This is a genomic window from Streptomyces violascens (assembly GCF_014649955.1).
In the GTDB taxonomy this organism is placed as follows: domain Bacteria; phylum Actinomycetota; class Actinomycetes; order Streptomycetales; family Streptomycetaceae; genus Streptomyces; species Streptomyces violascens.
In genome coordinates, this window is record NZ_BMUA01000001.1 from 626,389 (window position 1) to 649,100 (window position 22,712).

General features: G+C 72.3%; 14 protein-coding genes. 5 read left to right on the forward strand and 9 right to left on the reverse strand.

Annotated elements, in window-relative coordinates:
- Nucleotides 1-46 precede the first annotated feature (46 nt).
- Both IE206_RS02950 and IE206_RS02955 read right to left on the reverse strand, forming a co-directional pair.
- A complete protein-coding gene (locus tag IE206_RS02950) occupies nucleotides 47-1,594 on the reverse strand; it encodes an LCP family protein (RefSeq protein WP_189960279.1) in 1,548 nt (515 codons plus the stop codon).
- A 76-nt stretch (nucleotides 1,595-1,670) separates the two neighbouring features.
- On the reverse strand, nucleotides 1,671-1,922 hold the full coding sequence (locus IE206_RS02955) for a hypothetical protein (protein WP_226598676.1): 252 nt from the start codon (nucleotides 1,920-1,922) through the stop codon (nucleotides 1,671-1,673).
- Nucleotides 1,923-2,252: 330 nt separating this feature from the next.
- Between IE206_RS02955 and IE206_RS02960 the strand changes: the two genes are divergently transcribed.
- The 3 genes from IE206_RS02960 to IE206_RS02970 all read left to right on the forward strand — a co-directional run bounded on the left by IE206_RS02960 (nucleotide 2,253) and on the right by IE206_RS02970 (nucleotide 6,518).
- Nucleotides 2,253-2,828, forward strand: coding sequence for a TerD family protein (locus IE206_RS02960; protein ID WP_053726797.1), 576 nt, complete (start codon nucleotides 2,253-2,255; stop codon nucleotides 2,826-2,828).
- A 208-nt stretch (nucleotides 2,829-3,036) separates the two neighbouring features.
- Nucleotides 3,037-4,968, forward strand: coding sequence for a glycoside hydrolase family 5 protein (locus IE206_RS02965; RefSeq protein ID WP_189960280.1), 1,932 nt, complete (start codon nucleotides 3,037-3,039; stop codon nucleotides 4,966-4,968).
- A 143-nt stretch (nucleotides 4,969-5,111) separates the two neighbouring features.
- On the forward strand, nucleotides 5,112-6,518 hold the full coding sequence (locus tag IE206_RS02970) for a lipase maturation factor family protein (RefSeq protein WP_189960281.1): 1,407 nt from the start codon (nucleotides 5,112-5,114) through the stop codon (nucleotides 6,516-6,518).
- 25 nt (nucleotides 6,519-6,543) lie between these two features.
- On the opposite strand, the gene IE206_RS02975 is transcribed toward IE206_RS02970, so the two are convergent.
- A complete protein-coding gene (locus IE206_RS02975; RefSeq protein ID WP_189960282.1) occupies nucleotides 6,544-7,923 on the reverse strand; it encodes an FAD-binding oxidoreductase in 1,380 nt (459 codons plus the stop codon).
- A gap of 255 nt (nucleotides 7,924-8,178) precedes the next feature.
- Here IE206_RS02975 and IE206_RS02980 point away from each other — a divergent pair, with 255 nt between their 5' ends.
- Nucleotides 8,179-9,396, forward strand: coding sequence for a sulfite oxidase (locus IE206_RS02980; protein WP_189960283.1), 1,218 nt, complete (start codon nucleotides 8,179-8,181; stop codon nucleotides 9,394-9,396).
- A gap of 94 nt (nucleotides 9,397-9,490) precedes the next feature.
- Here IE206_RS02980 and IE206_RS02985 read toward each other — a convergent pair whose 3' ends face one another.
- Complete coding sequence (locus tag IE206_RS02985) at nucleotides 9,491-10,123, reverse strand: hypothetical protein (RefSeq protein ID WP_226598678.1); 633 nt, start codon at nucleotides 10,121-10,123, stop codon at nucleotides 9,491-9,493.
- Nucleotides 10,124-10,473: 350 nt separating this feature from the next.
- Between IE206_RS02985 and IE206_RS02990 the strand changes: the two genes are divergently transcribed.
- Nucleotides 10,474-11,313: an SAM-dependent methyltransferase gene (locus IE206_RS02990; protein ID WP_189960284.1), complete on the forward strand. Its 840-nt coding sequence runs from the start codon at nucleotides 10,474-10,476 to the stop codon at nucleotides 11,311-11,313.
- A 119-nt stretch (nucleotides 11,314-11,432) separates the two neighbouring features.
- Here the strand turns inward: IE206_RS02990 and IE206_RS02995 are convergent, their stop codons facing one another.
- The 5 genes from IE206_RS02995 to IE206_RS03015 form a co-directional block, all read right to left on the reverse strand.
- Entirely contained in the window at nucleotides 11,433-14,288 is a 2,856-nt protein-coding gene (locus IE206_RS02995) for a condensation domain-containing protein (protein ID WP_189960285.1), read from the reverse strand.
- Nucleotides 14,278-16,116, reverse strand: a complete 1,839-nt coding sequence (locus IE206_RS03000; RefSeq protein ID WP_189960286.1) for a non-ribosomal peptide synthetase — start codon at nucleotides 16,114-16,116, stop codon at nucleotides 14,278-14,280. The genes IE206_RS02995 and IE206_RS03000 overlap by 11 nt, the downstream gene beginning before the upstream one ends.
- 1 nt (nucleotide 16,117) lies before the next feature.
- Entirely contained in the window at nucleotides 16,118-18,001 is a 1,884-nt protein-coding gene (locus IE206_RS03005) for a non-ribosomal peptide synthetase (RefSeq protein WP_226598680.1), read from the reverse strand.
- A complete protein-coding gene (locus tag IE206_RS03010) occupies nucleotides 18,001-21,189 on the reverse strand; it encodes a non-ribosomal peptide synthetase (RefSeq protein WP_189960287.1) in 3,189 nt (1,062 codons plus the stop codon). The genes IE206_RS03005 and IE206_RS03010 overlap by 1 nt, the downstream gene beginning before the upstream one ends.
- A 167-nt stretch (nucleotides 21,190-21,356) precedes the next feature.
- Nucleotides 21,357-22,649 carry a condensation domain-containing protein gene (locus IE206_RS03015; RefSeq protein ID WP_189960288.1) on the reverse strand — a complete coding sequence of 431 codons (1,293 nt, stop codon included), beginning with the start codon at nucleotides 22,647-22,649 and terminating at the stop codon, nucleotides 21,357-21,359.
- Nucleotides 22,650-22,712: the final 63 nt, after the last annotated feature.

Below are 22,712 nucleotides of genomic sequence, written 5' to 3' on the forward strand. Positions count from 1 at the left end.
GTCAAATAGCTGCTGTACGAGCCCACTTGTGGACTGCCGTGCTGGCTCAGCCGTACGAAAGGTTGGAGCAGACGTCGTCGTCGGCCGAGCGGGCGGTTCCGGCCACGCCGGTGGGCAGGGCGGTGGGTGCGGGTGATTCGGTGGCGGACGATGGGGTGGCGGACGATGCGGTGGGCTGCGGGGCGTCGGCGTAGGTCCGGCCGAGGATGACGCTGATCCCGGGCGCCGCCGCCGAGGTCACTTCCGCGCCGGGGAAGACCTGGGCGACCTTCTCGGCCTGGCCCTGCTGACCGGGTCCGTACTCGATGACCGTCTTGGTCTGCGTACGGACCATGGCCGGGGTGGTCTTGGTGACGGTGAAGCCGTGTTGCTTGAGTGCGTCCGAGGCGCGGGCGGCGAGACCGGTGACGGTGGTGCCGTCGTAGACGGCGACGGAGATGCCCGTGCCCACGGCGGCTGCGCTGCCGCTCGGCGAGGGGGATGTCGCGCCGACCCGCTCGCTCTGGTGATTGCCCGCGTCCTGCCCGTCGAGAGTGCGGTCGGCCTTGAGCGCGGCCCACAGTGCTTCGGCGTCGGGGTGGACGACGGCGACGCGTTCGCCCTGGTAACGCCACGGCAGGGTGATGAACTTCGTGTTGTGCAGATCCATGTCGCGCAGGGACATGGCGAACGAGATCAGCTTGTCGGCGGAGCCGAGGCCGGGGTCCACGGTGAGGGACTGGGTGGCGGCGTCCGCGAGCGGAAAGAGCTTGGTGGGGGTCAGGCCGTCGCTCTTGACCTTCTTGATGAGCGAGGCGACGAAGGCCTGCTGGCGTTGTATCCGGCCTATGTCGGAGCCGTCGCCGATGCCGTGCCGGATGCGTACGTAGTCCAGGGCCTTCTGGCCGGAGACGGTCTGCGGGCCCTTGGCGAAGATCTGGTCGCCACGGGTGGTGCGGTTGGGGTTGAGGTCCCGTTGGTAGATGTCCTGGGGCAGACAGACCTGGACGCCGCCGACGGCCTCGGTCATCTTCGCGAACCCCTTGAAGTCGACGACCATGGTGTGGTCCACGCGAAGCCCTGTCAGCTTCTCCACGGTGTTCTGGGTACACGCGGGGTTGCCCTTGGCGCTCTCGCCCACCGAGTAGGCCGCGTTGAACATGGTGTTGATCCGCGGCTCGGTCCAACTGCCGTCGGGCAGTTTGCAGGGTGGGATCTCGACCAGGGTGTCGCGCGGTATGGAGACGGCGACGGCGTGCTTGTGGTCGGCGTACACATGCAGCAGCAAGGCTGTGTCGGAGCGCCCTATGTCGCTCTTGTCTCCGCCGCCGAGTTCGTCGTTGCCACCGATGCGCGCGTCCGTGCCGATGACCAGGACGTTCGTGCCCTGGGTCGAAGCCGACGGGCGGTCGCCGGAAATCCCGTCCGCGTTGAACGTGTCGATGTTCCCGTCGAGCCGCATATAGGCCCAGCCCACACCTGCCGCCGCCAGGACGAGCAGGGCCAGCGTGATGCTCAGGCCCAGCCGTACCCCTCTGCGCTTGCGCTGCCGTCCCCTCACCTCGGACCCACCGCGTGCCCCCGACCCCTCTTGACCGCCCCGACCGCCTGCCATGCGCGCGCTCCCCAGTGCTTCCGGCACACCCCGAAGGGGATGAACCGCCCCCACCTAATAGTACTGGCGTGCCCACTCAGGGGCTGGCGCCGTCGAATCCGTAACGCAAGGGCTCTTCATGGATGCGGTGGTTGCGGCGGTACACATACACCGCCTCGGCGCGCACCCCCGGCACCGGCGACTCCCATGCGCAGGAGTACGTCACCTGCACCACCGACGGGCGGCCCTTGACGTACATGCGCAGTCCGTCCGCGGGGCCACCCGCCAGCACGGCCACTTCCCTGCACATCTCCGCCCCTGCATCCATTGCACCCGTCCCCACATCCATGCCGTTACTTTAAAGCTTGCGCAACCATTGAACTATGGTGAGGTCCATCACGCGACGGACGCACCACCGCGCATCCGGCGTCATCGGGCCCGCGTCGCATCCGGGCGGCTTTCACGCCCACTTGACACGGGGGTGGCACAACGCGGTCCGAGTGTTCGCGGACCTCGCCGCGCCCAGCGCGCCGCCGGGCCTCGCGGCCGCGCGAGCACATGGCGGCAGCGAACCGCCGACAATGATCCACATTTCAGGGATTGCGCAATCATGGAACCGTAGCTGCGTTCCGCGCGTTGTAACCGGAGGACGGAACCGGCACAACCACGGAGGAAAAACATGGGCGTGAGCCTGGCCAAGGGCGGCAATGTCTCGCTGAGCAAGGAAGCCCCCGGGCTGACGGCCGTCACGGTCGGCCTGGGCTGGGACGTGCGGACGACCACCGGCACGGACCACGACCTCGACGCGAGCGCACTGCTGTGCAACGAGAGCGGCAAGGTGCTCTCCGACAGCCACTTCGTCTTCTACAACAACCTGACCAGCCCGGACGGTTCGGTCCAGCACACCGGCGACAACCTCACCGGTGAGGGCGAGGGTGACGACGAGACCATCAACATCGACCTCACCGCGGTCCCCGGCCCGGTCTCGAAGATCGTCTTCCCGGTCTCGATCCACGACGCACAGGCCCGCGGCCAGAGCTTCGGCCAGGTGCGCAACGCCTACATTCGCGTGATCAACCAGGCGGGCGGTGCCGAACTGGCCCGCTACGACCTGAGCGAGGACGCCTCGACCGAGACCGCGATGGTCTTCGGCGAGCTCTACCGGCACGGCGCCGAGTGGAAGTTCCGCGCCGTCGGCCAGGGTTACGCGTCCGGTCTGGCCGGCATCGCCTCCGACTACGGCGTCAACGTCTGACCACTCGGCCGCACACCCCTCTCGGCCACACGCCCCGCCGGCACCCCTTCCCCTGGGGAGCGGCGGGGCTCTCTTGGCGATTCCTTTACCACGCAGCCCGTTGTACCCGGCGGTAACAGCGCTCCATGCTGCTGTCAGCCGGCCCCATCCGATGTCCGCCGACCGTCCCAACCCGGCTTCCAGGGCGGTCACTTGAGACGGAGTACGGATGTTTCGGCTACTGCCGCGCGGCACCCTGGCCCTGACCGCGCTTGTCGGCCTACTCGTCGGCACTCCCGCGGGCGCGGCCCCACAGGGGAGCCCCGTGGCGGTGACCACGGCGAGCCCGACGCAGCAGAGGACCGAGCCGCTCGCGGAGTCCTGGACCGGGCCGCTCTCCACCCGGGGCCGCTACATCGTTGACGCGACCGGCGCACGCTTCAAGCTCAAGTCCGCCAACTGGGGCGGCGCACAAGGCAGTTGGTCGGGCTCCGGCAACATCGACGACCCCGCCACCCACCATGCGGGCGAGGACTCGTACAACATGCCCGTCGGCATCGACCGGGTGCCGATCGCCACCCTCCTTGCCGACTTCCACCGCCTGGGCATCAACAGTGTGCGGCTCCCCTTCTCCAACGCGCTCATCCACAACACCACCCCCGTCCCTGACGCCGCGGTCGCCGCCAACCCACAGCTCCGCGGCAGCACCCCGCTCCAGGTGTACGACGCCGTCGTGTCCGCCCTCACCCGGGACGGCTTCGCCGTCGTCCTCAACAACCACACCAATACGGCGCGTTGGTGTTGTGGCCTCGATGGCAACGAACGCTGGAACACCTCGCAGTCGACCGCCCAGTGGGTGGACGACTGGGCATTCATGGCGGGCCGCTACCGGGACAACAAGCGGGTGGTCGGCGCCGACCTGTACAACGAGGTGCGGCGCAACCTATGGGACGACCCCAACTGGGGCAACGGCGACGACCACGACTGGTTCACCGCCGCGCAGGAGGCGGCCGACCGCATCCTCACCACGGCCGATCCGGATCTGCTCGTCGTCATCGAGGGAATCAACTGGACGGGCATCCCGGCCGACGGCCTCCCCCACGGCCGCCCCACCCTCACCCCCGTCCGCACCCTCTCGCACACCCTGCTGCGGTCCGGAAAGCTGGTGTATTCGGCGCACTTCTACGGCTTCACCGGCCCCAACCACTCGGGCGCGTACGGCACCGGAGAGACCCACGACCCGCGCTACCAGGACCTGTCCCGCGCCGACCTGTACGACGTACTGCGCCAGGAGGCGTTCTTCGTCACCGACGAGGGCCTGCATTACACGGCGCCGCTGTGGGTCAGCGAATTCGGCACCGGCGCCTCGGCGACGGACCCCAAGGCGCGCGCCTGGTTCACCGATTTCACGGACTACCTGGCCGCGAACGACACGGACTTCGGGTACTGGCCGCTGGTCGGCCTGCGCGGACCGGCCGGCCAGGGCGACGACTTCGCCCTGCTGCGGTACGACCCCGAAGGGCACCGATCCGGAATCCTCGACGGGACGGACTGGCGCACGGCGGGCTGGGGGGTTCTGCTCAACTCCCCCTCCCGCACCGGCCAGATCGCGACACCGGCCCGCTGGAACATGCTGGACCTCGACCATGCGGACGCCGTCCGCTCGCTCGGCATGGCAGCCGTTGGCGACTGGGACCCGGGGGCCCGCAAGGGTGTCTGCCCCGACGGCCAGCGGCTCATCGGCCTGGCCCACGGCGGCGGCCGCGGGCTGTGCACCGACGTGGGTGCGGGCGACCTGCGCGCGGCGGGCGACACCTACACCGTCGTGCGCGACGAGCGGTACGTCACCCACGGCGACTGGGCCGGCGGTTATACGAAGCTGGAGTGCCCAGCGGGGCAGTTCCTGACCGGCTACGGCGTGCGGGGCGAGGCGACGGCCTCGGCCCTGTGCGTCCCCGCCCGCAGCTCTCTCGGGACGGCCGGCCGCACCGTGTGGTTCGACCGGGGCGACAACCGCCCGGCCGGTTCCCCCGGCGGGGATTTCGCGTACGGCCGCTACAAAGGGCAGTGCGGCCAGGGGGAATACGCGGCCGGAATCGCCTTCACCGGGCGCGTCGGCGCCTCCCCGGCGCCGGCCGCCCTGCTGTGCCGCGCCCTGTAGGAACCCGCCCGGTCCGATGATCACGGTTCTGGCGCGAGCGGGTGAAGCGGCCGTGCACCGCCTCGACGTGGCACCTCGATCCCCGCTACGAAGAGGGCGCATACTCTCCCCGCTGCCCACTCGCACCAGGAGGCGCCCCCACCGTGGAGTGGTTCTCGTCGTCGGCCTACTGGCTCGGCCGGCTCGTCTTCCAGCGCTCCCTCGCGGCCGTCTACGGGGTGGCGTTCCTGGCGGCGGCCCTGCAGTTCCGGGCGCTCATCGGGGAACACGGAATGCTTCCTGTGCCCGATTTCGTCCGGCGCGTGCCGTTCCGCAGCGCGCCGAGCCTGTTCCAACTTCGGTATTCCGACCGGCTGTTCGCCTCGTGTGCGTGGACGGGTGTGCTGCTTGCCGGGGCCGTGGTGGCGGGGGCGGCCGATGCCGTGCCGCTCTGGGCGGCGATGGTGTGCTGGGCGGTGCTGTGGGCGCTGTATCTGTCGATCGTCAATGTGGGCCAGACCTGGTACGGCTTCGGCTGGGAGTCGCTGCTCCTGGAGGCCGGATTCCTCGCGGTCTTTCTGGGCAACGACGAGGTCGCGCCGCCGGTGGTGCTGCTGTGGCTGCTGCGCTGGGTGCTGTTCCGCGTCGAGTTCGGCGCCGGGCTGATCAAGATGCGCGGCGATCCGTGCTGGCGCGATCTGACCTGCCTGTACTACCACCACGAGACCCAGCCGATGCCCGGCCCGCTGAGCTGGTTCTTCCACCATCTGCCGAAGCCGCTCCACCGCGCCGAGGTGGCGGCCAACCACTTCGTCCAACTCGTCGTCCCCGTCGCCCTGTTCACTCCGCAGCCGGTGGCGAGTGTCGCCGCCTGCCTCATCATCTGCACCCAGCTGTGGCTGGTCCTCTCCGGCAATTTCGCCTGGCTGAACTGGCTGACCATCGTCCTCGCCGCCTCCGCCCTGGACGGCTCCCTCATCGCCGAACCGCCCTCGCTTCCCGGTCCCCCGCTCTGGTACGAGACCCTGGTCATCCTGGTCGCCGTACTCGTCCTGGCGCTCAGCTATCGGCCCGCCCGCAATCTCCTCTCGCATCAGCAGCGGATGAACACGACGTACGAACCGCTGCATCTGGTGAATTCCTATGGGGCGTTCGGCAGCATCACGCGGATCCGGCACGAGGTCGTCGTCGAAGGGACTGCGGACGCGGAGATCACCCCGCAGACGGTCTGGCGGGAATACGAATTCCATGGGAAGCCGGGCGATGTGCGGCGCCTTCCGCGTCAGTTCGCGCCCTACCATTTGCGGCTCGACTGGCTTCTCTGGTTTCTCGCGCTCTCGCCGTCGTACGGGTACTCCTGGTTCGGCGGATTCGTCGAGCGGCTCCTGGTCAACGACCGCGACACGCTGCGCCTGCTGCGGCACAACCCTTTTCCCGATGACCCGCCGGTGTTCATCCGTGCCCACATGTGGCGCTACCGCTTCACCACCTGGCAGGAACTCCGTACGACCGGGGCGTGGTGGCACCGTGAGGCACCCCGCGAGTTCCTGCCCCCGACGACACTGCGCTGAACGAGCCGTCCCGGTCCACCCGCGGCTATGCGGCGGGCTCGATGTTCTGGTTGGCGTGGAACAGGTTGTGCGGGTCGTACAGCCGCTTGATCGATGCCAGGCGGTCGTAGTGGTCGCGGTATGTGGCCTTCACCCGGTCCCGGCCCTCTCCGGCACCGATGAAGTTCACATAGGAACCACCCATCGAGTGTGGGTGCAGCTCACCCCAGTAGTCGACACACCACTGCCGGACGACTTCGGCGTTGGCCGGGTCGGGGTCGATGCCGCCGATGACTCCGGACCACATGGCGTCCCGGTAGGCCCAGGCGGTGTCCTTCTGGGCGACGCGGTGGGCGGCGCCGTCGACCGGGTACAGGTGCATCGTCGACAGGTTGGTGGGCAGGCCTTCGGCGTACTTGGCGTGCACGTCGATGGCGCCGTCCGTGATTCGGTCGAAGAAGTCCCCTCGCCAGTACCACTGCAGCCCCTTGGGGATCAGCTCGTCGAACATGGCCTGCAGCATGGGGTACGGCATCGGGCTCGTGAAGTGGAAGGTCGGCGGGCCCGCCTCGTTGACCGGTTCGAAGGTCTTGTCGGAGGCGTCCGGGTCACCCGTCCAGCACCACACCACCCCGCACATCTTGTGGCCGTGGATCTCCTCGGGGAACGGCGGCCCCGGCGGGACGACGAGCGCGGCGAAGAAGCCGTTCAGGTCGTTGGGCGCCTGTGGCAGGAAGTCGCGGTACCAGCGCAGCACGTCACCGATCCGGTCCAGCGTCCACAGGGTCACCCCGAGCACCACCGTGTGCACCGGGTGCAGCCGGAAGGTGAAGGAGGTCACGACGCCGAAGTTGCCTCCGCCGCCGCGCAGCGCCCAGAAGAGGTCGGGGTTGTCCCGCTCGGTGGCGGTGACGAAGGTGCCGTCGGCGAGCACCACGTCCGCGGCGAGCAGGTTGTCCACGGTCAGGCCGTACTTGCGGGTGAGGTGGCCGTGGCCGCCGCCGAGGGTGAGGCCCGCGATGCCCGTCGTCGACATGATGCCAGCGGGGGTGGCGAGGCCGAATCCGTGGGCCGCGTGGTCGAGGTCGCCGAGCACGCTGCCGCCGCCGACCTGTGCGGTCTCGGTCACGGGGTCGACGCGCGCCCAGCGCATCGGCGACAGGTCGAGGGTGACGCCGTCGTCCACCAGGCACAGGCCGGCGCCGCTGTGTCCGCCGCCGCGTACCGCCAGTTCGAGGCCGTGGTCCCGCACGAAGTCGACCGCGTCGATGACATCCGCGGCGTCCGTGCAGCGCACGAACGCGGCCGGTCTACGATCGATCATCGCGTTGTAGATCGACCGGGACTCGTCGTACTCCGGGTCGTTCGGGCCGATGACCGGGCCGCGCAGCACGGTCCGCATCGCCTCCAGCGTCGTGCCGTCCATGACGATCTCCTTGCAGAGGGCACGGTGGGGGGCCGTGTCCGCCCGGCATTCCCCTGCTGGGCTGCCGGTGGTGACACGCGCGCGCCGGTGGCCCCGGCACCTTCTCGGGCCGCACGCGCGGTCGGACGCCACAGGGCTGACCCTTCAAGCGTCCCGCCGGACGCGCGGACCCGCAATCGGTGGCTCACCGCCCCGTTCCGTCGCACGTTGTGGGGTGGGATGCCGGGATCCGCTCCCCGGGCGCACCATGGATGCATGGACGGTCGCATGGGTGCCATCAGTCCACCGGGGCGCCTCGCCGAGCCGGCCGAGGGCATCAGCCCCGAGGAACTGGCGCTCGCGACCCGCAATCACGGCATGCCCCTGGAGTCCCTGCGGTACGACCTCACACCGCCGGGGCTGCACTATGTGCTGGTCCACTACGACATCCCTGCCGCGGACGCCCACACATGGGCGCTCACCCTAGGTGGCCGGGTGCGTACCCCTCTCACACTCGACATGGCGGCGCTGCGGTCCTTCCCGTCTGCCACACACCGGGTGACGATGGAATGTGCGGGCAACGGCCGGGCCCGGCTCACACCGAGGCCCGTGAGCCAGCCCTGGCTCGTCGAAGGAATCGGCACCGCCGAGTGGACGGGCGTACCACTGCGCACCCTCCTCGCCGCATGCGGTGTGGCACCGGGCTCCGTCGAGGTGGTCTTCACCGGCGCCGACCACGGCCTGGAGCGCGGCGTCGAACAGGACTACCGGCGCAGCCTGCCGCTGGAGGTGGCCACGGGCCGCGATCCCGAGGTGATGGTGGCCTATGCGATGAACGGCGCTCCCCTGCCGCCGCAGCACGGCTATCCGCTGCGGCTGGTGGTTCCCGGGTGGTACGGCATGGCGCAGGTGAAGTGGCTGCGGGACATCACCGTCATCGACACGGAGTTCACGGGCTTCCAGCAGCAAGTGGCCTACCGCTACCGGCAGGCGGCGGACGATCCGGGCGAGGCGGTGACCCGCATCGCCCCACGCGCGCTGATGGTCCCGCCGGGCTTCCCGGACTTCATGTCCCGTACGCGCGTGGTGCGGCCCGGGCCGCACTTCCTGGAAGGCCGCGCCTGGTCCGGCCTGGCCCCGGTCGTACGGGTCGAGGTGAGCACGGACGCCTCACGCGGCTGGTACGACGCCGAACTCGACGTGCCGCCGCACGGCCACGACTGGGCCTGGCGGCACTGGCAGGCACCCTGGACGGCGACACCCGGCACCCATGTCCTCAGCGTCCGGGCCACCGACGCCGAGGGCAACTCTCAGCCGCTCGAGCAGAGTTGGAACCGCGGCGGCTTCGGCAACAACCTCGTACAGCGGGTGGAGGTGCTGTGCGAGGCGGCGGCCTCCCCCGAGGACGGCGACCCGGGCACGGCCGACGCCGCCGGCCACACCGAGTCCCCCACCCGCTCCGGCACCGGCACCCGCTCCGGCCACGGCTCCTGACGAGCGCTTCAGCAGAGCGGTACGGCGCGGTGCGACACTGCGGGTCGGCAGCGTGGGCCGACGGCGGATCACCGGAGCGGGTCGTCGGCGTGGGTCAGTGGACGATCTGGTCGCCGTCCGGCACGTCCTGGACCGTCACGATGTGGCGGGCACGGCCGAGTCCGTCGGCCACGGCGCGGGCGATCCCGGCGACGTCCTGGCCGCTCGGGACCGGGACCTGCTCCCCGTCGCCGTAACTCTCGATCGCCTTCGTGAAGTAGCTCGGATGCCAGGCGCCGACCGCCCCCTTGACCTCGATCGCGGCCACCGGCCGACCGCCGACGAGGGCCTTGAGGGCGGGCAGTATCTCGTCGGAGCGCAGTTCCCCCGGCACCTGGAACAGGCTGGCGTGCGCACCCACCAGGCCGCCGCCGCGCAGCCGGACCGTCACCGTGAGACAGCTGGTGACACTCGGGTACGTGATGACACCGCCCGGGGCGACCTCCTTCACCTGCCCCTCCGAGACGGTTGCCGCGAGCGGAGCCCTGGTGCCGTGCGCGACGGCCTCGGCCGCGATGCCCTGCCCGCTGTTCACCGGCTCGCGCGTCTGCGCCTGGGCCGTCGAGCCGGCCCGGATCTCCAGCGCGAGCAGCGCCAGCGGAAGCACCAGGGCACCCGCCGTGGCGGCCCTCCATGCCGTCGGCCGGCCGGTGGCGTGGGTGGACTGACGGGCGCGCGGGAAAAACACGTGAACTCCTGGCGGGTGAAACAGGGTCGGCCACACAGGTGAGGCCGACCTACGGTCGGCGGACAACTGTACGCAGCCGACTGTCTGGCGGCGTACGCGAGCCATATGCGCAGCCCACACGTGCTGGGCCACCATGTTGCCGCGCGCCACAGCCGCCCCACTCATGTGGTTGCGCCACATGGCTCGGCGCGTCGGCCAGCTCATCTCAACACCCCGGCCGTGTGGCCGAATTGGCCCTCCTGATCTTCGCGGAAGGTCCGGTTATGGTCCGGTCAACGTCACTTTCAGCACTCGGAGACGCACGAGCACGAGCATGCGCCAGCACACGAGCAACAGCAAGGACAGCAGCGATGAGTCATGAGAGCACGACAGGTGCCGCCGAGTCGGCACGCCGCTATTACGACACGAGCGACGTCGACGCCTTCTACGCCGAGGTCTGGGGCGGCGAGGACATTCACACCGGGATCTACGCCCATGACCGGGAGCCGGTCGCCGATGCCTCCCGGCGCACGGTCGAGACGGCTGCCGCGAAGATCGCCGACCGGCTCGCTCCCGGCTGCACCGTACTGGATCTGGGATCCGGATACGGCGGCCCGGCCCGCCGTCTGGCGGGTGAGTTCGGCTGCCGGGTCGTCGCGCTCAACATCAGCGAGGGACAGAACGACCGGCACCGCAAGACCAATGCCGAGCGCGGGCTCGACGGGCTCATCGAGGTGGTCGCCGGTTCCTTCCAGGACATTCCCTTCCCGGCCGAGCGGTTCGACGTGGTGTGGTCGCAGGAGGCCTTCTGTCACAGCGGGGACCGCGAGCGGCTGCTCAGCGAGGCCGTCCGGGTCCTCAAGCCGGGGGGCGTCCTGGTCTACACCGACCTCATGGCCGCCGATTCCGCGCCGCCCGAGGCGCTGCGCCCGGTGGTGGCCCGCCTCGGTGTGGAGGAGTTCGCCACGCCGTCGTTCTATCTCCGCCAGCTGGCCGAACTCGGCCTGACACACGTCGAGTTCGACGACCGAAGCGACCAGTTGCTCACCCACTACCTCCGGCTCACCGAGGAGACCCGGAGTCGTGCCACGGAGCTGAGTGACGTCATCAGCCCGGCTTATGTGGAGAGCCTCCTGGAGAATCTGCCCCTGTGGGTGGATGCCTGCCGCGAGGACCAACTGAGCTGGGGCATCTTCACCTGCCGCCGGTAGCGTTACCCCGCCCTGGGGACACCACGCCTGTCCCTGACAGACAGCGGCGCCCGCACGTACCCGAGTACAGACGTACTCAAGTACGACGGGCGCCTCAACTGCCGCACAAGCCAACCTGCTTATGCCTCCATGCCCTTGATCATCGAGGCGAGCACCGCATGCAGATCCTCGCCTGCCGCCGGGCGCAGAGCCGTCGCGAGGCGGTCCGCGCGGTAGTGCCAGCGGTGGTCGAGGTCGCGGTGCACCTCGTCGTCGAACGTGACGGCGCTGTCACTGCCGAGCAGTGTCACCAGCTCGGCGGTCAGGTCGGACCAGGACACGTGCCCGCTCACGGCGTTGGCCACACCGTGGACCGGCGCGTCGAGGCAGGCGGTCACGGCGCGGGCCAGGGCGGCCGCGTGCACCCAGGCGGCCCCGTACCAGTCGTGCCCGCCGGAACCGGCGGCCGGCAGGCTGATGGGCCGGCCGGCCAGGGCCGCCTGGTACAGCAACCCCGTGGCGCCCCAGCGCAGTTGGTCGCGGAGCCGGTCGTGGGGCCCCCACACGATGGGCGAGCGCACCGCGCTCGCGCCGCCGCGCCCCTGCGTGCCGGCCGCCTTCAACAGGAGCCGCTCGCAATCGAGCTTGGCCTGTCCGTACGCACTCAGCGGCGCGTGCGACGACGACTCCTCGGCGACCTGTCCGCTCACGGGCTGCCCATAGGCGTCCACGCTGCTCACGAAGACGAACGGGCCTCCGCGCCAGGCGTCGACCATGGCCTCCATCGCGGCCACGTCCACCTCGGGGCGGGTGAAGGTGCACGCGGCGTGAATCACCGCGTCGGCACTTGCGACGGCGGCACGCAGGCTGTCCAGGTCGCCGAGGTCGCCCTCGATCACCTCGATGCCGTCGCCCCCGACCAGGTGTGCCGACTCGGGGCGGGCGAGCGCGAGCACCGGCCGTCCCTGTGCGGCCAGTTCGCGCAGGACGAAGGCGCCGACGCCCCCTGTGCCGCCGGTCACCAGGACCGTACCCTCGCGTGCCCGGCGCGGGCGCGCGGTCGTGGCGGCGCAAGCGGTGGCCGTCGCCCGCTCCGCCTCGCGGGCGTCGAGCAGTGCCGCGATGGCTCGTGGCGTTCGGGTCTGCATGATGTCGAGGCCGATGAGCGGCAGCGTGAGGGCGGACCGCAGACGTTCGGCGAGCTGGACGGCGGCGAGCGAGTGCCCGCCGAGCGCGAAGAAGTCGTCGTCCGGGCCGGGGCGTTGGCCGAGGAGGCCCGCGAACGCCTCCGTCACCGCTTCGAGGTGGGGGCTCTTCGGCAGCGCGGGACGCGGGCCGGTGGGCAGCCTCCCCGCGTCCACCGTGCCGTCGGCCGTACGGGGCATCTCGTCGAGCAGCGTCACGGCGGCCGGGACCAGTTCGCGCCCGAGCACGCCGCGCAGGTGGGCGCGGAGCTGTGCGGGCGAGGGCCCTCCGGTGCGGCGCAGTACCGCGTAGGCGAGCAGCGGGCCGCCCGCCGGGTCCGGTACGTGTGCGTCGGCGATCTCGGGGTGGGCCCGCAGCCGGGCTTCGGCGGGGTGTCCCGCGGCGGTCCGCGGCTGTGCGAGCCGGCCGGGCAGCCGGGAGAGCGCGAGGTGGGGGTTGCCCGCGACGGCGGTCAGCAGTTCGGCGAAGGATGCGGCCAGGGCCAGGCCGGTCTCCTCGTCGAGGGCGGCCCGGCCGTACTGGACCAGGCTCGCGGGAGTGTCCTCGTCCAGCAGGCCGAAGGTGAGGTCGAACTTGGCCTCGCCCACGCCCACTTCGACGGCACGCGCCTCAAGTCCCGGCAGTTTTAGAGCAGTTGGCTCCCCCACGACGTCCGAGGTGACGCGCACCAGGGCGGTGCCGTCGTCGCCCCGGGCGGCGGCGCCGAGCCGCTCCAGGATCAGGTCGAACGGCACCTCGCGGTGCTGCTGCGCTTCGAGCAGCGCGTCGCGTACGCGCTCGACGAGGGTGGCGAAGGTGGGGTCGCCGGACAGGTCGACGCGTACCGGAAGGGTGTTGACGCACAGGCCCACCAGGCCGCGCATCGCCTGGCCCTCGCGGTGGGTGGCGGCGCAGCCGATGACGAGGTCGAGCTCGCCGGTGAGGCGGTGCAGCGCGGCGAACGCGGCGGCCAGGCCCACCGTGAACACCGTGGCCCGGCGCTCGCGGCCCAGCTCGCGCAGCGCGGGCAGCACCTGTTCGCCGAGTTCGGTGGTGCGGGTGGCGGCGGGGTGTTCGGCCGCGTCGGCGGGCGGGGTGGCGGGCCGGGGCAGCCGGGGCGGGGTGGCTCCGGCGAGGCGGCGGGTCCAGTGGGCGAGTCCGTCGTCGAGGCGGGCCGCGTCGGTGTGCTCGCGGCGTGCGAAGTCCGCGTACTGCGGGGGTTCGGGCAGCTCGCAGGGGCGCCCGTTCACGGCGGCCTCGTACAGTGCGGCGAGTTCGTCGGCGACGGTCTCCAACGAGGCGCCGTCGATGGCGATGTGATGAAACGTCAGGAGGATGGTGTGGTCCTCGGGGCCGTGGCGCAGGACGAGGGCGCGCGGGATCGTGTCCGCTGCCAGGTCGAAGGGGCGGCGGGCCTCTTCGGTCAGGAGGTGGTTGCCGTCGCCGGGCGACTCGACCACCTGCACGGTGACCGCCTCGGGGGCGGGCAGCGTCTCCTGGTACGGCTCTTCGCCGTCGCGGCCGTAGCGGGTGCGCAGGATTTCGTGGCGGCGTACCAGCTCGGTGAGGGCGGAGCCGAGGGCGGCCACGTCGAGCGGGCCATGCAGCCGGGTCGCGAACGGCACGCTGTACTGGGCGCCGTTCTGCCCGAGCCGTTCCATCAGCCACATGCGGCGCTGGGCGTGGGTGAGCGGGGCGGGGCCGGCGGCGCGGGCGGCTGCGGGCGCCGGGGTCGTGGAGCGGCCGGTGGCGCGGGCGCGGGCCCTGCGCAGCAGCTCTTCCTGCAGGGCGGCGGAGGTGTCAGTGGCCATCGGTGTCCTTGGGCGCGTCGGGGTGCAGATCGGTGTGGGCGGCGAGCAGGGCGCGCTCGACCAGGGCGGCGTGTCCGGCGACCGTGGGTGCGGTGAAGAAGTCGGGCAGCGACAGTTCGACACCGAGGTCTTCGCGCAGCTCCTCGGCTACGACGAGGGCGAGCAGGGAGTGGCCGCCCAGGTCGAGGAAGTCGGCGTCGGGACGGGTGACTTCGCAGCCCAGCGAGCGGCTCCACACCTCGGCGACGGCCTGCTGGAGCGGGGTCAGCGGCTCGGCTGCGCCGATGGTCTCGGCGGCCGTGGCGAGGTCCGCGAGCGCCCGGCGGTCCACCTTGCCGGAGGTGGTGAGCGGCAGCCGGTCGACGACGGTCAGCTCGGCCGGGACCAGGTGCGCGGGCAGCAACGCGGTGAGCCGGCCCAGGAGGGCGTCGGGGCGGGGTACCGGGCCCGGCGCGGCCACCACGAAGGCGGCCAGGCGCGCGTCGTCGGGGGTGGGGCGGCGTACGGTGACGGCTGCGTCGTCCACGTCCGGCTGCTCGCGCAGGGCGTGCTCGATCTCGCCCGGCTCGATGCGGAAGCCGCGCACCTTGACCTGGTCGTCGGTGCGGCCGTGGAAGTCGAGGACGCCGTCGGGGCGGGCCGAGACGAGGTCGCCCGTGCGGTAGAGGCGGCCGAGGGTGGGGTGGTCGACGAAGCGCTCGGCGGTCAGCTCGGGCTGCCGGGTGTATCCGTGGGCCAGGCGGCTGCCGCCGATCCACAGTTCACCCTGGGCGCCGTCGGTGACGGGCAGGAACGCCTCGTCGAGGATGTGGGCGGTGGCACCCGCCATGGGGCGGCCGATCGGCACCGGGCCGTCGCAGTCGGCGTCGGTGACGCGGTGGGTGGTGGCGAAGGTGGTGGCTTCGGTGGGGCCGTAGCCGTTGACGAGCTCGACCCAGGGGAAGGCACGCAGGACTGCGCGGGCGTGCTGGGCGGCCATCGCCTCGCCGCCCACGACGACCGTGCGCAGCAAGGAGAAGACGCGGGAGCGGCGTGCGGCGAGCTGGTGGAAGAGGGCCGTGGTGAAGAACGCGACGGTGACGCCGTGCCGCTCCACCTCCTTGGCCAGGTCCTCGAACGAGGGCCGCTCGGTGGTGCAGACCACGACGGCCGCGCCGTTGGCGAGCGCCGACCACACCTCGAAGGTGGAGCCGTCGAACGTCGCCGGGGAGTGGAGGAGCACCCGGTCGCGTGCGGTGACGGTGACGTAGTCCGGGTCGGTGACGAGTTCGGCGATGGCGCCGTGGTGGATCGCCACGCCCTTGGGACGGCCGGTGGAGCCGGAGGTGAACATGACGAACGCGGTGTCGTCGGGGCCCGGTCCGTCGCCGGGCATCTCCGCGTCGGCCAGCTGCTCGTCGCCGGGCAGCGCCAGGGTGGCGCCCGGTGTGCCGGCCGCTTCGAGCAGCTTGCTGTCGCCGACGGTGAGCGTGGCGCCCGAGTCTTCGAGCATGGCCGCGGTACGGGGCCCGGGGTGCGCCGGGTCGAGGGGTACGCAGGCCGCGCCCGTCCACCACAGGGCGAGCTGGGCGACGACGGTCCTGGCCGAGCGCGGCATGAGGAGCGCCACGAAGTCGCCGGGGCGTACGCCCTGCTCGTGAAGGTGGGCCGCCAACCGGCGGGCCGCGCCCGCCAGTTGGGCGTAGGTGAGGGTGGTGTCGCCGTCCGCCACCGCGAGGGCGTGCGGGGTGTGTTCGGCGTGCCGCGCCACCAGGGCGGGCAGGCCGGTCCGGGCCACGGTCACGGCCGTTTCCTTCCGGTCGTCGAGGAGGGGCTTGCGGTTCGTCACGTCAGGACCTCGACCTGCGGCGCTTGTCGATGACGGCGGCGATGGCCCGCAGATCGGGCTGGCGCAGCAACTCCGGTGCGCGCAGCCGCACTTGGGTTTCCTTCTCCAGGACTTCGAGGAGGCGGGCGGCGAGCAGGGAGGTGCCTCCGGCGTCGGTGAAGTTGTCCTCCAGGGTGGTCTCGGGGCGGCCGAGCAGGTCGCGCACCGAGGCGAGGACGAGCCGTTCGTCGGCGGTCGCGTCGTCCGGCAGGGCGGCATCGGCCGGGGCGAGGGCGGGTGCCTCTTCGGCGTGCTTGAGGAGGGCAGGCCGGTCCACCTTGCCGTTGGCGTCCAGCGGGAAGGCGTCCACGATGCGCACCGTCGAGGGCACCGCCTGCTCGGGCAGCCAGGCGCGTACGGCGGCGAGCAGTTCGTCGGCGGTGGGCGCGGCGCCGGGGGTGGGCAGGACGTACGCCACGAGCCTGGCGCGGCCTTCGGCGTCGCGGGGCGCGGTGACGACGGCGCTGCGGACGGCCGCGTCGTGCTCGAACGCGGCCTCGACCTCGGCCGGTTCGATGCGCACTCCGCTGATCTTGACCTGGTCGTCGAGGCGGCCGAGGAAGACGAGCCGGCCGTCGTCGAGCATGCGCACCCGGTCGCCGGTGCGGTACATGCGGTCCACGCCCGGCAGCTGCGGCGGCGGGGCGGCAAAGCGGCGCGCGGTCAGCTCCGGGTCGAGGTAGCCGAGGGCCAGGCAGGTGCCGCCGATGCGCAGTTCACCGTCCGCGCCGCGGGCCAGGACGGTGCCGTCGGCGTCGGTGACGGCCACGGTGGCGCCCGCGATCGGGGTGCCGATGGGCGGGGCTGCGTCGGAGTGCGCGTCCGGGTCGTCGGCCCGCATGGCGTGGGTGGTGGTGATGACGGTGGCCTCGGCGGGGCCGTAGGCGTTGTGGAGGGTGGCGCTCACGTCGGGGCCGGGGCGTCGGCGCATCCGGTCACCGCCGACGACGAGGTGACGGAGCAACAGATCCTGGGGCCAGGGCCGGTCCAGGAGGGGTTCGATCATGGGGGTTGCCGACACGGCGACCGTGACCTCGGCGTCGCGCCACCAGTCGGTGAGCGCGGCCGGGTCCCAGCGGACGTCGTCGGGCGCGGGTATGAGCGCGGCGCCGGAGGTGAGGCCGGCCCACAGTTCGAGGAGGTGCGGGTCGAAGGCGACGCCGATCAGCAGCGACTGGCGGTCGCCGGGGGCGAGCCCGGTCTCCGCTCGATACCAGTGAAGGAGCGCGGCAAGGGCGGGTTCGGCGACGGCGACGGCCTTGGGGCGGCCGGTGGAGCCGGAGGTGAGCACGGCGTACAGGGCCTCGGGCGGGGCCGTGCGGGCACCGGGTGCGACCGGGCCGAACGCGGCCACGACGCAGGAGGCGGCGTTGACGCCCTCGCCCGACAACGCCAACTCGATGTGCTCGACGGGTCCCTGACGTTTCGGCAGAACTTCGGGATCGCCGATGAGGCAGACGACGCCGATGTCCTCGGTGACCGCGGCGATGCGGCGCTCGCCCGGGCGCGGGCCGAGCGGCAGGTAGACCGCGCCGATCCGGGCAAGCGCGACCGCGGTGATCACCAGGGCCGCGGAACGGTCCAGGCAGACCCCGACGAGGTCGCCGGGCCGCACACGGTCGGCCAGGGTCTTCGCGACCGCCTCGGCCGCCTCGTCGAGCTGCGCGTAGGTCCAGCGACACTCCCCGTCGATCACCGCGGGGGCCTCTGGGGAGCGCCGCACCCACTCCTCGTAGCGCGACAACACCCCGGACTCGCCGGCCCCGGGAAGGGGCGTGCCGTGCAGCACGCTCAGGGTGGCGTTCGTACGGTCTGCGTCCTGACGGTGCATCAACTGCTCTGTCATCACGACTCCTTCGGCGTGGCGAGGGCGGGGGTGGCGGTCTCGGCGAGGGCTCGGGCCTGGTCGGCGAGGACCGGGTGCTGGAAGAGCAGGCGCAGCGAGGGACGCTCGCCCAGACGCGGTTCCAGCCAGGCCGCCAGCTGCGCGGCGAGCAGCGAGTGGCCGCCGATGCGGAAGAAGTGCGAGCTCTCCTCGAAGCGGTCGTGCCCGAGCACCTCGCGCCAGCCCTCCGCGAGCAGCGCGACGGCCGGGTCGTCGGACAGCGCCGGGTCCGTCGCCGGGGCGGCTTCCTCGACCGGGGCGGCCGGGGCCGGCTCGGCGGCCATGCGGGCCAGGGCCACCCGGTTGGGCTTGCCTCCGGCGAGCGTCGGCATCGTGTCGAGGAGCACCCAGCGGCCGGGCACGAGCGCGCCGGGGAGGCGGGTGCTGAGCTCGGCGTGCAGGGCCTGCTCGTCCCACTCCTCGACCTCGTCGGCCCGTTCGCGGAACGCGACCAGGCGGGGGCCGCCACTGGATTGGGTGTCGAGGACGACGGCGCAGGACCGGCCGCCGAGCGCGGCGGAGGCGGCGGCCTCGACCTCTTCGAGTTCGATGCGGTAGCCGCGCAGTTTGATCTGGTTGTCGCGGCGGCCCAGGAAGCGGAGGAGGCCGTCCTGCCCGCGGTAGCCGAGGTCGCCGGTGAGGTAGACGCGTTCGCCGCCGAGTGCCTCGACGGTGACGAAGCGGGCGGCGGTGGCCTGTGGGTTGCCTACGTAGCCCTCGGCCAGCCCGGCGCCGGCGATGGCGAGTTCGCCGACCGCGCCGGTGGGCAGCGGGCGCAGGCCCTCGTCCAGGACGTGGATCCGCTCGCCGGGCAGCTCGGTGCCGAGCGGGATCTCGGCGCCTTCGACCAGGCCGTCCCGGGTGATCTCGTGCACGGTGGAGCTGATCGCGGCCTCGGTCACGCCGTACGCGTTGAGCACGGAGAAGTCGGTGCCGCTGCCCTTCTTCGCATCGTCGAAGAAGGTGCGCATCACTTCGGCCGGGATGCGTTCGCCGCCGAGGACGAGCAGGCGCGGCGTCCACCGGCCCTCCTGGATCACCGGCAGCAGGTCGTCGCGGGTGGCGAGGAAGTAGCTGGTGGGCAGGTTGGCCACGGTGACCCGGGCGGCGCAGAGCAGCTCCGCAAGCTCGGTGCCGGTCGGCACGTCCTGCTCCGGTACGACGAGGCAGGCGCCCGCGTACAGCGAGGGCAGCACCTCTTCGAGGGCGACGTCGAAGGACGGCTGGGCGAACAGGAGCACCCGGTCGCCGGCCGCGAGCCCGAACCGCTCGGCGGCGCCGGTGAGGTGGTTGACCAGCGCGTCCCGCCCGACGGCGACGGCCTTGGGGATGCCGGTGGAGCCGGAGGTGTGGATGATGTACGCCGCGTTCGGCACGGCCTCCGCCGCGCGGGCGGGCGGCAGGGTCGCGGCGTCGACTTCGGCGCTGGGCAGGCCGTCGGGGATGCGGACCGGGCTGTTCTTGGCGGTGAGGACGAGTGCCGGGCCGAGGCGTTCGAGCAGCAGCTCGAGGCGGGCGGCGGGGTCGGACGGCGACAGCGGGCAGTACACCGCGCCGGTGCGCAGACAGGCGAGCAGCGTCACGACGGAGTCGGCGCCGCGGGGCAGCACCGCGGCGACGGGCCGGCCCGCCGTCACTCCGGCGGCCAGCATCCGTTCGGCGAGGGCGGTGACCCGCGCGTCGAGGTCCCCGTACGTGAGGCGGCGGGCGCCGATGAGGAGGGCGGGCAGCGACGGGTCCTGGGCGGCGGCCGGGTCGAGCGGGTCGCCTGCCGGCGCCACGACAGCAACAGGTGCCGATTCGGGCGGAGTTGACGGCAGCGCAAGGTCGGCGAGGGTGGTGGCGGGCGCGTCGAGGTAGGCGCGCAGCAGGTCGAGGAAGCGCTCGGCGAGCAGCTTCGCCACGTCCTCGCCGAACAGGTCGGCGTCGTAGTCCCAGACGAGGGTCATGCCGGCCGCGCCGTGCCGGAGGCTGACGCCGCGCCGGTCGTCGGGGAGCAGCACCACATCGAGGTCGAAGCGGGTGGTGCCGGTGTTGAACCCCTCGAACAGGGTGATGTCGAGGCCGGGCACGTCGATTTCGGGCAGCGCCGCGTCGTGGGCGCTGAACATGACGCTGAACAGCGGGTTGTCGGCGCCCGAGGTGTGCAGGCCGAGCGCGCGGGTGAGTTCCTGGACCGGCACCTCCTGGTGCGGGAGCGCGCGGATGAGGGTGTCGGTCACCTCGTCCATGGCGTCTTCGGCCGGTGCGCCCGAGTCCAGGTTCAGCCGCAGCGGGATGGTGTTGACGAACATGCCGACGGCGTCCTCGAAGCCGCGCGGACGGTTGCCCACAGCGGTTCCCACCACCATCTGGCTGCGACCGCTGTGGCGCCGCAACAGTTCGGCGAACAGGCCGAGCAGGGTGGCGAACGGGGTCAGTCCACGCTCGCGGGTGTGGGCGCGCAGCCGCTCGGCGAGGTCCGCGCCGATCGACTGGCGCAGCTGGCCGCCGTGGTGGCGGCGCCGCGCGCCGGGCTTGGTGAGGCCGGGCAGCGGCATGTCGTACGAGGCGTCGCGCAGCGTCTCGGACCAGTACTCCAGGCTCGCGCCCAGCTCCTTGGCCCGTATGTCACCGGCGCGGGCGCGCACGTGGTCGGCGTACGAGCTGGGGGTGCCCAACTCGACGCTCTCGCCGAGGACTTGGGCCCGGTAGACGGTGAAGACGTCGCCCAGCAGGATCGCGAACGAGTGCCCGTCGTGGATCAGGTGGTGTTCCACGTGGATGAGCCGGTGCCGGTTCTCGGCGAGCTTGACCAGGGTCCAGCGAATCAGGGGCGCCTCGGTGGTGTCGAGGGGGGTCTCCGCCTCGATGCGAAGGAGCTTGTCGAAGGCGGCCTCGGGGTCGGCCTCCCAGGTGACGTCCACGGTGCGCAGCCGCGGCAGGCAGACGTCGGCCACCTGCTGGCCGGGCATCGCGCCGGCCACGGGGACGAGTTCGAGCCGCAGCCCGGGGTGGCGGGCGAGCGTGGCGGCGAGGCCGCTGCGCAGGGCTTCGACGTCGAGGGTGCCCCACAGGTCGAGGGAGGCGGTGAAGTTGTAGGCGCGGCTGCCCGGCTGCACTTCTTCGTGCAGCCAGACGATCTCCTGCGAGGAGGAGAGGGGGAGCATGGGCGATCCCTTGGGTTGTCGGGTCGGGTGGCGCGGGGCGCGTTCGTGCGCCCCGCACGGCGGCGCGCCGGCCGGTCCGCGGATCGCGCGGCACGGCCGGATGCTGGGAGTTCAGGGGGTACGCGTTCCTGCGGCGGTGTCCGCGCGGGACACGGGTGGGGCCGGGCTCAGTGGGCCGGGGCCTCGGCGGGGAGTGCTCCGCGCAGGGCCGCGAAGGCGTCTTCGGCCGCGGCGTCGTCGAGGACCGAGCGGTCCCACACCATGCGGAGGTGGAGTTCGGGTCCCTGGGTGGCGGAGACGGCGAAGGGGGCGCGGACCTGCCGGCCGCCGATGTGGACCTCGCGGCCCGCCGTCCCGCCGAGCCTCAGCGGGGTCCGGTTGCGGGCGTCGTCCACGGTGAGCAGGCCGTCGAGCCGGCCGGACCAGGCGGATCCGCCCGCCCGGGCGGCCCGTACGACCTCGTCGAAGGGGGTGTCGGCGCGGTCGAGGTCGTCCCACCAGTCGGTGGCGGTCACCTCCGGCGCCGGGGCGCTGCCGGTGTCGGCCGGGAAGACCACGGTGTTCAGGAAGCAGCCGAGGACGGGCTCGGCGCCGGCCGGGCGGCCGCCCCACGGGTAGCCGATGGGCGCCACGGGCCCCGTCCCGAACAGGGCTCCTGCTGCCGCGCGGCAGGCGTCGAGCAGCGCCGGGAAGGGGACGCCTCCGGCGGGCGAGGGGAGCCTCACCTCGACGGCGCCGGTGGGCAGTCCGGCGGATATGGACCGCGAGCCGGGCAGCGGGGCCTGCTCGCGGGCCGTACGCAGCCGCTCTCCCCAGTACGTGAGCGCGCGGGGCGAGGCGGCGCGGTCCTCGGCTTCGAGCTGGCGCAGGACGGCGTCGCGGTAGGCGGCGAGTTCGGCGGCCGCCTCGGCGGGCGACAGGTCGTCGGGGCCGAGGCGGTCGCGGTAGGCGTCGCCGAGTTCCTCGACGATGCGGGCGAGCGACTGGCCGTCGCAGGCGGTGTGGTCCAGGACGACGGCGAGGAGCTCCTCCTCGGCGTGCGGGCCGCTGTGGGCGAGGAACAGCCGCAGCGGCGGGCCGTCGGCGGGCCAGCCGGCCAGGGTCCGGCGCAGCGCGTCCTCAGCGTCCTCGCCGGGTGCGCGGGCGACGTGGTCCAGGGGTACGTCCGCCGGTTCGGGCCGCAGGGCGGGTGTGCCGCGTACGACGCACGGCCGGGAGCGCAGTACGGGGTGGCGGGCGGCCAGATGGTTCGCGGCGGCGCGCAGCCGTGCCGCGTCGACGGTGCCGCGCGGGAAGGCGAAGAACATCGGGACGATGTCGGCGCGGCCGGCGGGGTCCAGGGAACGCACGAGCAGGAAGCGCCGCTGGGCCCCGGTGACGGGCAGCAGTCCGGCCGCCGGGTCACCTGCGCCGAGGCGCTGGTAGCGGGCCAGATACTGGCCCGTGATGCTGGGGAGCACGTGGTCCTCTCTCGGGGTTGGGAACTCTCGGTGCGGGGGTGGCGGGCTTGAACTGGCTTGCAG